Raw genomic sequence first — 15,303 nt, 5'->3', positions numbered from 1 at the left:
CCGGTCGATATCGGGATTAGTTCGCAACACCGGACCATCGGCCATTCCATGGCTTGCATCAGGGATGTAGCAAGGGGCATGCCGGATGGGTTGTCGGACAACCCATCCCTTTGTAGGAGCGCGCTTGCTCGCGATGGTCGTGAACGATAACGCGTCAAATCAGAAGGTTCGCGGCGCCTGAGGGTTTTTCGCGAGCAGGCTCGCTCCTACAGTGGGCCGCGTTTTCTGCACGTTTCAGGGCAATAAACCTCGACGTGCCTCCAAAGCGGTCAACACTCCACCCAGTTCACTGCCAGTCCGCCCCGTGACGTCTCTTTGTACTTGTCGTGCATGTCGGCCCCGGTGTCACGCATGGTGCGGATCACCCGGTCCAGGGAAATGAAGTGCTGGCCATCGCCGCGCAAGGCCATTTGCGTGGCGTTGATTGCCTTCACGGCGGCGATCGCGTTGCGCTCGATACACGGCACTTGCACCAGTCCGCCGACCGGGTCGCAGGTGAGGCCGAGGTTGTGTTCCAGGCCGATTTCGGCGGCGTTCTCCAGCTGCTCCGGGGTGGCACCAAGCACCTCTGCCAGGCCTGCGGCGGCCATGGCGCAGGCGGAACCGACTTCGCCCTGGCAGCCGACTTCGGCCCCGGAGATCGAAGCGTTTTTCTTGCACAGGATGCCGACGGCCGCTGCGCCGAGGAAGAACGCGACCACGTCGTCGTCGGACGCATCGGCATTGAACTTCATGTAGTAGTGCAGCACCGCCGGAATAATTCCTGCCGCGCCGTTGGTCGGCGCCGTGACCATGCGTCCGCCGGCCGCGTTTTCTTCGTTCACGGCGAGGGCGTACAGGTTGACCCATTCCATTGCTGACAAGGTGGACGTAATGACATTCGGCTTGCCGATTTCCTGCAGGCTGCGATGCAGTTTCGCCGCTCGACGTGGAACATTCAGACCGCCGGGCAGGATGCCTTCATGGCGCAAGCCTTGCTCGACGCATTCGCGCATCACCGACCAGATGTGCAACAGGCCTTGGCGGATCTCGGCGTCACCGCGCCAAGCCCGTTCATTGGCCATCATCAGTTCACTCACCCGCAGCCCGTGCTCGTTGCACAACTTGAGCAGTTCGGCGGCACTGGAAAAGTCGTAAGGCAGCAGCACATCGCCGGCCGGTGCGATCCCGGATTCGGCTTCAGCCGCTTCGATGATGAAGCCGCCGCCCACCGAGTAATAGGTTTGCTCGAACAGCTCACCGGTTTCGCCGAAGGCTGTCAGAGACATGGCATTGGGGTGATAGGGCAGGCTTTCGTTGAGCAGCAGGAGATCGGTTTGCCAGTCGAAGGCAATTTCTGCAACGCCTGCCAGACACAGTTTGCCGGTCTCGCGCAGGGTGTGGATGCGGCTGTCGATGGTGTCGGGATCGATGCGGTCGGGCCATTCGCCCATCAGGCCCATGACGCAGGCGCGGTCCGTTGCATGGCCGACGCCGGTCGCCGACAGAGAACCGTAAAGGCGAATCTCCACGCGTCGCACGTCAGCCAGAAAACCCTGTTCGAGCAGTTGTTGAGCAAAGGTCGCGGCAGCGCGCATCGGACCAACGGTATGGGAGCTGGACGGGCCGATGCCGACTTTGAAGAGATCGAAAACACTGATAGCCATGCTAAAGCCTGCACAAGTAATGGAAGAGGAATCGCCGCCATTTTTGTAGGACAAGCGCAATTCCGGCGATACTGCCCGTCAAGGTCCTACGTGACCAACGAAATTTCCTAAGACATCCTTTAGCAGGACTAAACGATGAGCCGTCAATTGCACGCCCAGACGTATGTCTGGCTGAACGTGTTCGCCTGTGCCGCTCGGCACCTGTCGTTCACCCGCTGCGCCGAGGAACTGCACATTACCCCGGGAGCCGTCAGCCAGCAGATCCGCCAGCTGGAAGAACGCCTGGGCTTTCGCCTGTTTCACCGCCGCGCCCGCGGAGTGGAGCTCAGCGCTGAGGGGCAGCGCCTGGCCATTACCGTCAACGAGGCCTTCGGCAGCATCGACGCGGAATTGCGGCGACTGGATGCGGGCATGATCAGCGGGATTCTGCGGGTGCGTTCGATCCCGTCATTCCTGAGCAAATGGCTGACGCCGCGCCTGCCACGTTTGCAGCAGCGTTTTCCGGACATTCAATTGCGCCTGGTGGCCGAGGACAGCAGCGTGCCGTTGCATGAAGGTGACTTCGATCTGGCGATCGACCTGAACGACGGCAGCTACCCGGGCCTGTTATCCACAGCCTTGCTCGATGAACAGATTTTTCCGGTGTGCGCGCCGGGCCTGTTGCGTGGCCGTCCGCCTTTGCACGGCCCGGCAGACCTGATGCACTTTCCCTTGCTGCACGACATCACCGCCTGGCGCGGCAGCTACGAGTACGCGGAATGGGAGTTTTACCTCAACGCCATTGGCTTCGAGGGAGCGGATGTGCGACGTGGGCATACCTTCAATCGCAATCACCTGACGATCGAAGCGGCCATTGCCGGGATGGGGGTGGCGATTGCCCGACGAACGCTGCTCAACGATGAGCTGGAGCGCGGGGCGTTGATCGTGCCTTTCGGACTGGCGGTGCCAAACCACAAACGCTACATGCTGCTCTATGCACCGGGTGCGCTGAGCCATCCCGGCGTGCGTGCGGTGCATGACTGGCTGGTGGAAGAAGCGGGGATTTTCCGCAGCCTGCACCCGCTGGGTGAGCGGCAGATGTAAGGAATTCGGGTTGCCAGGCAGGGCGACCCAACTCCCGACATTAACAGCGCTTTTGCTCGTTGTCCGGCTTTTTTTGCGTATGAATATTTATCTTTTTACAGGGGTTGAATTGTTCAGCGTACAGACCGATTGTGTAACCAAGAGGTCACGGTGATGACGCCCAAGGGCTTAGCTGACCGGCCTCTCGCGAGCTAGCTGAAATAAGGGATGAACTATGCAAATCCAAGTCAATAGCGATAACCATATTCAAAGCAGTAAACGACTGGAGGAGTGGGTACGTACAACCATTGAGAGCACGCTCGAACGCTACGAAGAGGACCTGACACGGGTCGAGGTTCACTTGCGGGACGAGAACGGCGACAAGCCGGGTCCCCACGATTTACGCTGCCAACTGGAAGCGCGGCCAAAAGGCCACCAACCGATTTCTGTCACCCATAAAGCCGCCAACCTGGAACTGGCGATCGACGGCGCAGCCGAAAAACTCGAGCACGCGCTTGAACACTTGTTCGGCAAATTGCGCGGCAAACCACGCGCCGCCGTGGTGCCATTCGAGCGCAGGCCTCACGCCGACAAGCTGCTGGAAGAAGAGTTTCTTGAAAACGAGCAGGCTGCCCAAAACGGCTGAAGCCTGACTTGCCTTCCCAATGAAAACGGGCCTGCATTGCAGGCCCGTTTTGTTTTCTGTGGCTTTTGGATTCCATAGCGATTGGCATGTGCCGTCGGGACAGCCGAGTTTGCGTCGCAACCAATCGCTGAGCCAGTTGTGACGGGCGTAATAGAGGGCTTCATTCGAGCTTCTTTGCGTATGAGAATATTTATCATTAATATTGCGGGCTTGCCGGCCCTGACGCTGTCGTAGCCTCACCCGGTTTTCAGGTCGAACCATGAACGCCAAACCCCGCACACTTCCCGTTTCCTATCGATTGGCGGTCGCTTCACGAGTGCTTGCTGCCGTATTTGGCGGTTACCTCGTCGCGGCGCTGGTCAGTGTCAGCCTCAGTCTTTGGCTGCCTGGCGCTCGCGCCGAAGCGGTGGTGATCGGGATGATGACTTCGTTCCTGGTGTACTTGCTGGCCGTGATCTGGTGCTTTGCCTGCGCCAGTGCGTGGCGAGCCTGGTTCGGTCTGATGGTGCCAGGCCTGATGCTGGCAGCGCTGGCTGGTCTGGCGCACGGGATGGGCCGTCCATGAAAGAGGGCTTTCGCCAGGCGATGGCCTGGTTGCACACCTGGGCCGGGTTGATTCTCGGCTGGCTGCTGTTCGCGATTTTCCTGACCGGCACGCTGGCCTATTTCAAAAGTGAAACCAGCCGCTGGATGCAACCGGAAATCCCGGTTCGTTCCGTCTCCGCCGAAACCAGTCTGACCGTGGCTCAACACTATCTTGAGCAACACGCAGCGGGCGCCTCACATTGGTTGATCGAGTTGCCCGGCGCCCGGCGGCAGGGCTTGTCAGTGCACTGGGAAGCGGCAGCGGGCAAGCCTGGCCAACACGGCGAACAACTGCTCGATCCGCTGACCGGCACCGAAGTGCATCCCCGTGAGACGCTGGGCGGGGAGTTCTTCTATCGCTTCCACTTCGAGTTGCAAATGCCCTATCCGTGGGGGCGCTGGCTGGCCAGCATCGCGGCCATGTTGATGTTCGTGGCGCTGATCAGCGGCATCATCACCCACAAGAAAATCTTCAAGGACTTCTTCACGTTTCGTCCGCGCAAGGGCCGGCGTTCCTGGCTCGACGGGCACTACGCGGTGGGCGTGCTGGTGTTGCCGTTTCACCTGATGATCACCTACAGCAGCCTGGTGATGTTCATGATGATGGTGATGCCGGCGGGCATCCTGGCCGTTTACAAGGACAACGCCCAAACCTTTTACCAAGAGGCGCTGCCTGAATCCGGAGTCTGGCCAGCCGTGGGCAACCCAGGTCAATTGCTGTCCCTGGCGCCTTTACTGGAGCAGGCTAACCGGCTCGGAACGGGTGGCAGGGTTGCAGAAGTGACGGTGAACCACCCCGGCGATGCCAATGCTTCGGTGGTGATGGCGTTCGACGGGGCGGACCGTGTGGTTCACGATTTCGGCCGCACCGTGACCTTCGATGGCGTAACGGGCCGGCAATTGGACGCGACGCCGGAGCGCTCGCTGCCTGTGGCAATTGCCGGCAGTTTTTTCGGCCTGCACATGGGCCATTTCGCCAGCCCGGTGCTGCGCTGGCTGTACTTCCTGTGTGGCCTGGCCGGCACGGCCATGATCGGTACCGGGATGGTGATCTGGGTCGGCAAACGTCAACTCAAACATGCCCAAAGCGCTGGGATGCCTTTGGAGCTTAGGCTGGTGGACGTGCTGAACATCGCCAGCATGTCGGGGCTGATGCTCGCGGTGGCGACGTACTTCTGGGCCAATCGATTGTTGCCGGTGGCCATGGCCGGACGCTCGGATTGGGAGGTCAACGGTTTCTTCATCGTCTGGGGCTTGAGCCTGCTGCACGCCATGCTTCGCCGAGGGCGTGCGGCCTGGGTCGAGCAACTGGCGCTTGCGGCGTTGCTGTTTGGCGCGGTGCCGCTGTTGAACGCCCTGACCACGCCGTATCACCTGGGTATGTCGCTGGCGCAGAGCGATGGGGCCATGGCCGGGTTCGATCTGGCATGCCTGGCCAGCGGCCTGTTTTTCGCCTGGTCGGCCTGGAAAATACGTCGCTCGGGAAGGACTCAAGCCGTCAGCACAAAACGCCCGCGATCGATGGTGCTCGAACAGGAGGCGAACTGAATGTTGCTCGCCGCGTTGCTCTGTTATGCCGGGTTTACCGCGCTGTGTTTATCGATGGACCGGCATCACGCCGAGCTGCTTGGGCATAAACCGACACCGCGTCGGCGTTTCGGCCTGAAACTGCTTGGCTGGCTTTTGTTGAGTTGGTCGTTGTGGGCGGCAGTGGTGGCGGCAGGCTGGGGATCGGGCCTGGTGCAGTGGTTCGGCATGCTGATGCTCAGTGCATTGCTGCTGGTTTTACTGATGCCATACCGTCCGCACCTGGCCTTGTCCCTGGCCGGGCTGAGCCTGCTGGCCAGTCCGATTGCCGTGTTTGCGCAGTATTGAATCGATGATCACTCTCCCTCCCGAACCCCGCGATATCGAGCGCGACCAACAGCACGGTGACCGTGCGCACTTTCTCCAGGTGTTTCTCTCCCAGCGTTCGCAGATGGAAGCGCTGGTGAGTCGACGTGTCGGTTGCCGGGCGACGGCGGCTGACCTGGTACAGGACTTGTTCCTGCGTTTCTGGCGGCGGCCGCTGGTGCAAGTCGAGGAACTCAGTACCTACCTGTTGCGCTGCGCCGGCAATATCGCCATCGACCATTTGCGCAGTGAAGGCACGCGGGTCCGGGCCAGCGAAGGCTTGATGGTGGAACCCCCGGACAGCCATGACAGCGGACCGCAAGCGGCACTGGAGGCGGGCAACGATTTGCGCCACGTTGAAGCGGCGTTGCGTGCGTTACCGGAGCGTACGCGGCAGATCTTTTTGCTCAATCGCATTCACGGCCGCAAATACGCCGAGATCGCCAAGGCCATGGGCTTGTCCCAAAGTGCCGTGGAAAAACATATGATGCGCGCCCTCGAAGCCTGCAAGGCGAGCCTTCGGGAACCCGAAACGCGTACGCCAGGGAAAGCACCGTGAACAACTTCGAACGCGTCACCCCGACGCCCGCTCAGGAGCAGCAAGCGCTGGCCTGGCTGAGTCTGTTGCATGACCGGCCCAGCAGCGCTGACCAGACTGCTTTCAGTCATTGGTTGCAGGCCGACCCCGCCCATGCCGAGGCTTATTCTCAGGCGCAGGTCATGTGGGAGCTGAGCGAAGGACCGGCGCGCACGCTCGCCGATGAGGACGCCCTGGCCTTGCAGGGGTATCTGAACGCCATGGACAAGTCGCGGCGCAGCACGCTCGGACGCTGGTCCGGTGCGCTGGCGATGGCCGCGTGTCTGCTGTTGATGATCAGTCTCGGCACAGGCTGGCAGCCATCGCGCTGGATCGATGACCTGGGCGCGGACTTCGTCTCGGCACCGGGGGAAATCCGCACCGTCACCCTGGTCGATCAGTCGCAGGTAACACTGGATGCCGACAGTGCCATCGCCGTGGATTTCAGCCACGGCGAGCGGCATGTGCAATTGCGTCGCGGCACCGGTTTTTTCAGCGTGACGCATACGGGGCAACCATTTGTGGTCGAAGCGGAAAAAGGCCAGGTGCGGGTCCTGGGCACGCAGTTCGAAGTCCGTTTGCAGCCCCGCGGTGCACAGGTCACGGTGCTGTCCGGGCGAGTCGGCGTGACGGCGGACAAAAACGCCGAACAGCAAATCCTCACCGCCGGCCAGCAAGTCGCCTACGGCGAAGGCTCGGCGGAGAAACTCCACGCGGTGGATAGCGAAGCGCAATTGGCATGGCGTCAGGGCTGGCTCAATTACTACAAGGCGACGTTGGCCGATGTGGTGCGGGATTTGGGGCGCTATTACCCGGGGCGGATCGTGATGCTCAATGATGAACTGGCGGCACGCCGGGTCAGTGGCAGCTTCCCGAGCAGGAATCCGCAGGCCGTATTGAGTTCGTTGCAAGGGGTGATGGGGTTTGAGCAGCATCAGGTGTTGGGGCATCTGATTATTTTGCGTTGAAGCTGCCGGCCCCTTCGCGAGCAAGCCCGCTCCCACAGGGAAATGCATTGCAAATGTGGGAGCGGGCTTGCCCGCGAAGGGGCCAGTTCAAACACCACATCACCCCCGAATAAAAATATTTTCAAATTTTTGCTGAGGTAAATCCGATTGCCATCCGTGTAGTGACTGAAACTGCGAGTCATTCGCATCCGTTGCGGTTCTACACAGGTCATGAGTCATGAAGTCCAGGGCAAAATCGGGTTCGGTCAAACAATGGTTGGGTGTCTCTGCGCTGAGCTTTTCGGCATTGGCGTTGTTGCCGCTGAGCGTGGCGCTGGCTGCAGAGACGGGCAACCGTCAGCCGCGTGCACAGTTCAGTTTTTCTCTGGCCGCCAAACCGCTGCCCCAGGCCCTGAGTGATTTCAGCCGGGTGACCGGCATCAGCGTCGTCTACACCGATGAAGCGCCTTACGGACTCAATGCGCCGGCAATCAATGGCCAGATGAGCGCCGAACAGGCCCTGCAACGCCTGCTCACCGGTTCGGGCCTGACGTTCCGTCGCACCGACGGCCACACTATTGCACTGGAACCACGGCCGACTGAGGGTGCGTTGAACCTGGGCGCGACCACCATCACCTCGGTGATGGATGAGTCCATGAGTTACCAGCCGCCTCCCACCACTTCAGTGATGCGTTCCTCGGCTCCCGTTCAGGAGATCCCGCAGACCATCAATGTCGTCCCGGCCCAGGTCATCCGCGACCAGGCCCCGCGCAATCTTGATGACGCCCTGGCCAACGTCAGCGGCATCACCCAGGCCAACACCCTGGGCAGCACTCAGGACTCGGTGATGGTCCGCGGTTTTGGCGACAACCGTAATGGCTCGATCATGCGTGACGGGATGCCGATCGTGCAGGGGCGGGGCCTCAACGCCAGCGTGGATCGGGTCGAAGTGCTCAAAGGGCCGGCCTCGCTGCTCTATGGCATCCAGGATCCGGGTGGCGTGGTCAATATGGTCAGCAAGAAGCCCGAGCTCGAGCAGTACAACGCCTTGACCTTGCGCGGCTCGAGCTATGGCGACGGCAAGAACGGCAGCGGCGGTAGCCTGGACAGTACCGGTGCCCTCGGCGATTCCGGACTGGCCTACCGCATGGTGCTGGATCACGAAGACGAAGATTACTGGCGTAACTTCGGCGTGCATCGCGAGAGCTTGATCGCGCCATCGCTGGCGTGGTCCGGCGAAAGCACTAAGCTGTTGTTCGCCTATGAGCACCGCGAATTCCTCACACCCTTCGACCGTGGCACGCTGATCGATCCACGGACCAACCATCCGCTGGACATCTCGCGCAACGAGCGTCTCGACGAGCCGTTCAACAACATGGAAGGGCGTTCGGACCTCTATCACTTCGAGGCCGATCACGAACTCAACGACAACTGGAAAGCCCATTTCGGCTACAGCTGGAACCGCGAAACCTACGACGCCAGCCAAGTGCGCGTGACCGCCATCGACACCAAAAAGGGCACCCTGACCCGCAGCATGGACGGTACTCAAAACGCGATCAGCACCGACCGTTTCACCACCGCGAGCCTGGAAGGCAACGTGAATGTGCTCGGCATGCAGCACGACCTGCTGTTCGGCGTCGATGACGAGTACCGCAAGATTTTTCGCGAAGATTTGATCCGCCAGAAAAGTCGCACCACGTTCAGCTACGTGAACCCGGTGTATGGCCAGGAAGTGCCGGGTTCCACCGTCAGCGCGGCTGATAGCGCGCAGACCGATGAGCTGCGCAGCGATTCGGTGTTCCTGCAGGATTCCATCCACCTCAACGAGCAATGGATTCTGGTGGCCGGCGCGCGCTTCCAGGCGTACGACCAATTTGCTGGCAAAGGCGTGCCGTTCCACGCCAACACCGACAGTAACGGGCAGAAATGGGTGCCGCGTGCTGGCCTGGTGTACAAGTACACCGATGCCTTGTCGTTCTACGGCAGCTACACCGAGTCGTTCAAACCCAACTCGACCATCGCGCCGTTGAGCGGCAGCAGTACCGTGCTGGACGGCAGCATCGCGCCGGAAGAAGCCAAGTCCTGGGAGCTGGGTGCCAAGCTTGATCTGCCGGGGCGCGTCACCGGCAACATTGCGTTGTTCGACATCAAGAAACGCAACGTGCTGGTGGCCAACGCCGAAGGCCCGACCACGATTTACAGCGCCGCCGGCGAAGTGCGTTCCCGTGGCCTGGAAGTGGACTTGAGCGGTCAGCTCACCGATCGCTGGAGCATGATCGGCAGCTACGCCTACACCGATGCCGAAGTCACCGAAGACCCGGTTTACAAAGGCAATCAACTGCAAAACGTGGCGAAGAACAGCGGCTCGCTGTCGGCGGTCTATGACTTTGGCACCATTGTTGGCGGCGATCAGTTGCGGGTCGGTGCCGGGGCGCGTTACGTAGGTGAAAGGCAAGGTAACGCCGTGAATGATTTCGAATTGCCGAGCTACACCGTGGCCGATGCGTTCGCCACCTACGACACCAGGGTCGAAGGGCAGAAGGTCAAGTTCCAGCTCAACGTGAAGAACCTGTTCGACCGCACCTATTACACCTCGGCGGCGAGCCGGTTCTTTGTGTCGATGGGTGATTCGCGGCAGGTGACGTTGTCGAGCACTTTGGAGTTCTGACGACAGACCGCGTCATCGTTCTTCGCGAGCAAGCCCGCTCCCACAGGGGAGCAGGGTAGCCACAAAACAGGTGAGCACCACCAAACCTGTGGGAGCGGGCTTGGTCCGGGCGGCGATCCGACGAAGGCGGCAGTACAGGCGATAAAAAAACGGGGCTAGCGCAAAAATGCCTGTCGATACTCGCCGGGCGTTCCTCCCAGGGCCCGGCGAAAGCGGTTTGTGAAGTGGCTGGCACTGGAAAAGCCGCAAGCCAGGGCAATCTCCCCCAGCGGCTGCGAGGTCATGCGCAGCAACGCTCGCGCCCGGTCAAGGCGCTGTGCCAGCACGTACTGGTGGGGCGGCAAGCCGAAGCTCTCGCGAAACATCCGCGCGAAGTGGTATTCCGACAGCGCGCACAACGCCGCCAACTGACCGAGGCTGATGGCCTCGTCCAGATGGCTGTCGATGAACTCCACCAGATGCCGACGTTGATGCGCGGCCAACCCACCCTTAAGGCGCAGGCCCTGACGCATATTCACCTGGCTGAGCAGGGCATGGCTGAGCAGTTCGTGAGCCAGGCTGCTGGTGAGCAGACGCTCGCCCGGCTCGTCCCAGTTCAAGGCGATCAACCGCCGAAAGCGCAGCGCCTGCTGTGGATCATCGAGAAAGGTCTGCTCGCGCAGCTGCATTTCCCGTGGTTCGCGATCGAGCAGGGTGACGCAGCCGAGGGCAAACTGTTCGGGGCTGAAATACAGGTGGGCCAGGCGAATATCGCCGTTGATCACCCAGCCTGACTGGTGATCGGCCGGCAGGATGCACAGTTTGTCCGGCCCCCCCTTGTTGCCGGGCTGGTCGCGGCGAAAGGTGCCGGTGCCGCCAGCGAGATAGCAGGACAGCGTGTGGTGGCTGGGCGCTTCATATTCCTGGGCGTCGTGGTGATTGCTCCACAAGGCCGCAGACAAGCCGTCACCGAGCTCGGCGCTGTGCTCGAGGCGAGCATTCGGCGAACGGTTGAGGGCTTGAAAGACTTGTAGGGTATCCAGTGCAGCCATGATCGTTGCTCTCTAACACCTGCATCCAACGCCTTGCATCCTACCCCGTAGGCGTGCGCCTGCCAGCCTGTCGCCAGACAAAAGCGCAAGTTTATGCAAGTGCGCCCAGGCGTGGCGCCGGACACTGGGCTCCTGTCGAGGAGCCTTTGTCATGAACCTTTCTTTGTACCTGCTGACCGTGCTGATCTGGGGCACCACCTGGATTGCCTTGAAGTGGCAGCTGGGCGTGGTGGCCATTCCCGTGTCGATCGTCTATCGCTTCGGCCTCGCTGCGCTGGTGCTGTTCGTGATCCTGCTGCTCAGCCGACGCCTGCAAGTGATGAACCGTCGCGGGCACCTGATCTGCCTGGCTCAGGGCCTGTGCCTGTTCTGCGTCAACTTCATGTGTTTCCTCACCGCAAGCCAGTGGATCCCCAGTGGTCTGGTGGCCGTGGTGTTTTCCACTGCCACTCTGTGGAATGCGCTTAACGCGCGGGTGTTCTTCGGTCAGAAAATCGCCCGCAACGTGCTGATGGGCGGTGCGCTGGGCCTGCTTGGGCTGGGACTGCTGTTCTGGCCGGAACTGGCTGGGCATACCGCCAGCCCGGAAACTCTGCTCGGCCTTGGCCTGGCCCTGTGCGGCACCTTGTGTTTCTCGGCGGGCAACATGCTCTCGAGCCTGCAACAGAAGGCCGGTCTCAAGCCACTGACCACCAATGCCTGGGGCATGGCCTACGGGGCGGCCATGTTGTCGGTGTGGTGCCTGGTCAAAGGCATTCCATTCGACATGGAAATGAGCGTGCGTTACATCGGGTCACTGTTGTACCTGGTGATTCCGGGTTCGGTGATCGGTTTTACCGCCTATCTGACGCTGGTCGGTCGCATGGGGCCTGAGCGCGCGGCCTATTGCACTGTGCTGTTTCCGGTGGTGGCGCTGAATGTCTCGGCGTTTGCCGAGGGCTACCAATGGACGGCACCGGCTTTGGTGGGGCTGGTGATGGTGATGCTGGGTAACGTGCTGGTGTTTCGCAAGGCCAGGGCGAGCGCCAGCCCGGTGTCAGGCAAACTGGCATGAATCGCATGCCGTTCAACTATCCTTTACCGCTACCAGGTAGATCAGGCCGAGAAACATATATTCAATATTGTTTCGTGCCCAGTCAAAAGCACTGCGTTGAGCGGAATACTCCAGGTCGAACCATTCGTTGAGTATCGTTACGTATAACATCTGGTAAACAAAGATTGCGGTGGTTAAACCAATGATGGCGAATTTCTTCGCTTCGTGAAACTCATTGTGCGGTGCATCGAGTTTTCGATAGAGCTGATAAGTCCCGATCAGACAGCTCAATGTGAATATGGTCTCCAGTGTTATTATCGCCCAGTAGAAGCGATGATGAAAAAGACCTGAGCTGATCGCCCGGTAGCGCCTGGATTCATTGCCTTCGGTCGCGCTCATGCTGATGATTCTGCCGATGTATTCGGCGTATGCCGTATAGTCGGTGAAGTTGTTGATGAGGGTCATGATCCCGAAAAGCGTCGCCAGCAATACAATGGTTAGTTTGCTTCGTCTTATTATGTCTGCGGTCGTGTTTTTGTACATGTGATCGTTCTCCGAGAGCATGGCTAGTGCGTTTGTCTTGATCGGAGTCTATAGTCGGTGACCGCAAGTTGTTGAAAGCCTTGCGTTGCAGGTTGTTTCGATTGTTTATTTGATGAAGTACGGGAGTGACTGGAAAGGTTATTCAGGTTTTTTAATGGGCGGGTACATCTGCCAAGACGTACCCGGGTTCTATCAACCTTTCCACACTTGCGGATTGACCAGGTCTTGTGGCCGCTCGCCCAGCAAGGCACTGCGCAAGTTGGCCAGGGCACGATTGGCCATCGCATCGCGGGTCTCGTGGGTGGCCGAGCCAATGTGCGGCAAGGTCACGGCGTTTTTCAGCTGGAACAGTGGTGACTCGGCCAGCGGTTCTTTTTCGTACACGTCCAGCCCGGCACCACGAATGCGGTTGTTTTGCAGGGCTTCGATCAGCGCCGGCTCATCCACCACCGGGCCACGGGCGATGTTCACCAATATGGCGCTCGGCTTCATCAGCGCCAGTTCGCGATGGCTGATCAAGTGTCTGGTTTTCTCGCTGAGCGGCACCACCAGGCAGACGAAGTCGGCCTCGGCCAGCAGTTGATCGAGGCTGCGAAACTGTGCGCCGAGCTCCTGTTCCAGGTCGGTCTTGCGGCTGTTGCCGCTGTAGATGACCGGCATGTTGAACCCCAATCGACCGCGCCGGGCGATGGCGGCACCGATGTTACCCATGCCGACGATGCCCAGGGTCTTGCCATGCACATCACAACCGAACAACGGCGCACCGACGGTGGCTTGCCATTGTCCGGCCTTGGTCCAGGCATCCAGTTCGGCGACGCGGCGCGCGCTGCTCATCAGCAGCGCAAATGCCAGGTCGGCGGTGCTTTCGGTAAGCACATCCGGCGTATTGGTCAGCATGATTCCGCGTTCGTTGAAATACGCCACGTCATAGTTGTCGTAGCCCACCGAGACGCTGGACACCACCTCCAGACTGGCGGCGTTCTCCAGTTGGGCGCGGCCGAGTTTGCGACCGACGCCGATCAGGCCGTGGGCGTGGGGCAGGGCTTCGTTGAATTGGGCGCTGATGTCGCCGTTTTTCGGATTCGGCACGATGACGTCGAAATCCTGTTGCAGGCGTTCGACCATTTGCGCAGTGACGCGGCTGAAGGCCAGGACAGTCTTTTTCATGGGAGGCGGGCTCGTCGGACGGAGATAATGGTGAGCACGCTAACATTCTTCGCGGGATTTGTGCGAGTCGCCCAGCGGTCGTTGCAAGCTAGCAGCTTGCCGGGCGTCATCCAGTTATACTGCGGCCTTTCGCGGCTCGCTCACTGGGCCCGACAATTTGCGCACCACCCGGAGCTTTCATGACATCCCCGAAACAACCGCCGGTAGCCGACGCTTTGAGCGACGTGCAGGCAGAGCTGCCAGACAGCGTCGACTCCAGCGCCGACAGCGCAACCGAAGCCGGGATCCCGGCATTCAAATTCCCGTTCAAGCCGGGTGAGCTGGCGGCCGCCAAGGGCTCGAACCAGCCGTGGTACAAAAATGGCGCCAAGAACGGCCACACCAAGACGCCGGGCATGGCTCCGCCGGGGACTCGTCGGTCGATGGGCAAGCGCTGAGCTTTCAGCTCCGCGGTGCCTGATCTGCCGTCTTCGCCAGCAAGCCCGCTCCCACAAGGGATCTGCGTTCTTTCATGATGCCGCTGTAAAGGCCGCTATCGAAGCTGATCATGCGCCACTCAGTTCGCCTTGCCGGTCGGGCGGATGGAGTCCCATTCGGTGACGTACGCAGTCTTGCCCTTTTTGTTGTAGAGGCACAGCTCGGTGCCTTGTGCGCCTTTCATGTGCTTTTGCGGGTACTGGCCCTGGAGCAGGAGTGCGGTGTAGCCGACCCGGTCATCGAACTGCGCGGCGTTGCCCACGGGTTTGGCGTCCTTCAGACCGCTGGCCTTGGTGCAACTGACGAGTACGGCTTTGTCGTAGGTGGCCCAGGCATCAGGGCTTGAGGCGTGGGCCAGAGAGGTGAAGGCGGTGAGGCAGAGAAACGTCAGGGTTGCTGCTTTCATGGTTCTGGCGTCCTTGGATGTGCAATGGCCAAGGGTGGAGTATGCCTGACGGTTTTGGAGTGGATGTGCCGGCCTCTTCGCGAGCAAGCCCGCTCCCACAAAGGACTGCATTGAGCCTGTGGGAGCGGGCTTGCTCGCGAAGGCGGCGTATCAGACCGGAACCGGCTCTCGGCGAACGGCATGCATCCCGACGCTTTCATATAGCCGCCGCGCCCTATGGTTGTCTTCGCGCACCTTCAAATCCACAAATCCTTCGCGCCGCTGCTGGAACACCTTGAACGCCTGCAACAACAGTGCGCGCCCCAACCCCCGGCCCTGAAACCGCGGGTGCACCACTAGGTTCTTGATATAGGCACTGGTCCAGCACTGACACACGCCCACCACGCCTTCGGCATCCCAGGCAATGAAGCACAGGGTCGGGTCATATTCCGGATCGGTTTCAAACTGCCGTTGCCACATGTCCAGCGCGGCGACACGCCCGCCGCCGTCGAGATAACCGAACTCCATCAACCGGTGCACGGCGGCGCCCAGTTCGGGGCGGTATTCGCTCAGTTGCAGGCCGGCTGGCCAATCGGCGGGCGGCACGACGACTGAGAGGTCGCGCCGCATCAGCCAGCAGAAT

General features: G+C 60.6%; 16 protein-coding genes. 10 read left to right on the top strand and 6 right to left on the bottom strand.

The window, feature by feature from the left end:
* Positions 1-269: 269 nt before the first annotated feature.
* Positions 270-1,646 (bottom strand): L-serine ammonia-lyase, encoded by a 1,377-nt coding sequence (locus ACCD00_RS00620; protein WP_413421025.1) that lies wholly within the window; start codon positions 1,644-1,646, stop codon positions 270-272.
* A 135-nt stretch (positions 1,647-1,781) separates the two neighbouring features.
* Here ACCD00_RS00620 and ACCD00_RS00615 point away from each other — a divergent pair, with 135 nt between their 5' ends.
* The 8 genes from ACCD00_RS00615 (at position 1,782) to ACCD00_RS00580 (ending at position 10,024) form a co-directional block, all read left to right on the top strand.
* Entirely contained in the window at positions 1,782-2,729 is a 948-nt protein-coding gene (locus ACCD00_RS00615) for a LysR substrate-binding domain-containing protein (RefSeq protein ID WP_007986794.1), read from the top strand.
* Between the two features lie 214 nt (positions 2,730-2,943).
* On the top strand, positions 2,944-3,354 hold the full coding sequence (locus tag ACCD00_RS00610) for an HPF/RaiA family ribosome-associated protein (RefSeq protein ID WP_413421023.1): 411 nt from the start codon (positions 2,944-2,946) through the stop codon (positions 3,352-3,354).
* A gap of 259 nt (positions 3,355-3,613) precedes the next feature.
* Positions 3,614-3,919 (top strand): DUF3649 domain-containing protein, encoded by a 306-nt coding sequence (locus ACCD00_RS00605; protein ID WP_413421021.1) that lies wholly within the window; start codon positions 3,614-3,616, stop codon positions 3,917-3,919.
* Positions 3,916-5,487: a PepSY-associated TM helix domain-containing protein gene (locus ACCD00_RS00600; RefSeq protein ID WP_413421019.1), complete on the top strand. Its 1,572-nt coding sequence runs from the start codon at positions 3,916-3,918 to the stop codon at positions 5,485-5,487. Before ACCD00_RS00605 ends, ACCD00_RS00600 begins: the two co-directional genes overlap by 4 nt.
* On the top strand, positions 5,488-5,814 hold the full coding sequence (locus tag ACCD00_RS00595; RefSeq protein WP_413421017.1) for a DUF3325 domain-containing protein: 327 nt from the start codon (positions 5,488-5,490) through the stop codon (positions 5,812-5,814).
* A 4-nt stretch (positions 5,815-5,818) separates the two neighbouring features.
* Positions 5,819-6,391, top strand: coding sequence for an RNA polymerase sigma factor (locus ACCD00_RS00590; protein ID WP_413421015.1), 573 nt, complete (start codon positions 5,819-5,821; stop codon positions 6,389-6,391).
* A complete protein-coding gene (locus ACCD00_RS00585; protein WP_413421013.1) occupies positions 6,388-7,377 on the top strand; it encodes a FecR family protein in 990 nt (329 codons plus the stop codon). Before ACCD00_RS00590 ends, ACCD00_RS00585 begins: the two co-directional genes overlap by 4 nt.
* A 217-nt stretch (positions 7,378-7,594) precedes the next feature.
* Positions 7,595-10,024 carry a TonB-dependent siderophore receptor gene (locus ACCD00_RS00580; protein WP_413421011.1) on the top strand — a complete coding sequence of 810 codons (2,430 nt, stop codon included), beginning with the start codon at positions 7,595-7,597 and terminating at the stop codon, positions 10,022-10,024.
* Positions 10,025-10,179: 155 nt separating this feature from the next.
* Here the strand turns inward: ACCD00_RS00580 and ACCD00_RS00575 are convergent, their stop codons facing one another.
* Positions 10,180-11,055, bottom strand: a complete 876-nt coding sequence (locus ACCD00_RS00575) for a helix-turn-helix domain-containing protein (RefSeq protein WP_413421009.1) — start codon at positions 11,053-11,055, stop codon at positions 10,180-10,182.
* A gap of 151 nt (positions 11,056-11,206) precedes the next feature.
* Between ACCD00_RS00575 and ACCD00_RS00570 the strand changes: the two genes are divergently transcribed.
* On the top strand, positions 11,207-12,109 hold the full coding sequence (locus ACCD00_RS00570) for a DMT family transporter (protein ID WP_413421007.1): 903 nt from the start codon (positions 11,207-11,209) through the stop codon (positions 12,107-12,109).
* Between the two features lie 12 nt (positions 12,110-12,121).
* Here ACCD00_RS00570 and ACCD00_RS00565 read toward each other — a convergent pair whose 3' ends face one another.
* Both ACCD00_RS00565 and ACCD00_RS00560 read right to left on the bottom strand, forming a co-directional pair.
* On the bottom strand, positions 12,122-12,631 hold the full coding sequence (locus ACCD00_RS00565; protein WP_413421005.1) for a DUF2165 family protein: 510 nt from the start codon (positions 12,629-12,631) through the stop codon (positions 12,122-12,124).
* Positions 12,632-12,823: 192 nt separating this feature from the next.
* Positions 12,824-13,798 (bottom strand): 2-hydroxyacid dehydrogenase, encoded by a 975-nt coding sequence (locus ACCD00_RS00560; RefSeq protein WP_413421003.1) that lies wholly within the window; start codon positions 13,796-13,798, stop codon positions 12,824-12,826.
* Between the two features lie 179 nt (positions 13,799-13,977).
* Between ACCD00_RS00560 and ACCD00_RS00555 the strand changes: the two genes are divergently transcribed.
* Complete coding sequence (locus ACCD00_RS00555) at positions 13,978-14,235, top strand: hypothetical protein (RefSeq protein ID WP_413421001.1); 258 nt, start codon at positions 13,978-13,980, stop codon at positions 14,233-14,235.
* Positions 14,236-14,354: 119 nt separating this feature from the next.
* On the opposite strand, the gene ACCD00_RS00550 is transcribed toward ACCD00_RS00555, so the two are convergent.
* Positions 14,355-14,681, bottom strand: a complete 327-nt coding sequence (locus ACCD00_RS00550; RefSeq protein WP_413420999.1) for a hypothetical protein — start codon at positions 14,679-14,681, stop codon at positions 14,355-14,357.
* Between the two features lie 150 nt (positions 14,682-14,831).
* Positions 14,832-15,290 carry a GNAT family N-acetyltransferase gene (locus ACCD00_RS00545; protein ID WP_413420997.1) on the bottom strand — a complete coding sequence of 153 codons (459 nt, stop codon included), beginning with the start codon at positions 15,288-15,290 and terminating at the stop codon, positions 14,832-14,834.
* Positions 15,291-15,303: the final 13 nt, after the last annotated feature.

This window comes from Pseudomonas sp. Pseusp3 (assembly GCF_047304225.1).
Classification (GTDB): Bacteria; Pseudomonadota; Gammaproteobacteria; order Pseudomonadales; family Pseudomonadaceae; genus Aquipseudomonas; species Aquipseudomonas fluorescens_CD.
Note: the sequence above shows the minus strand (reverse complement) of the source record. Positions and strands in the feature narration are given on the sequence as shown.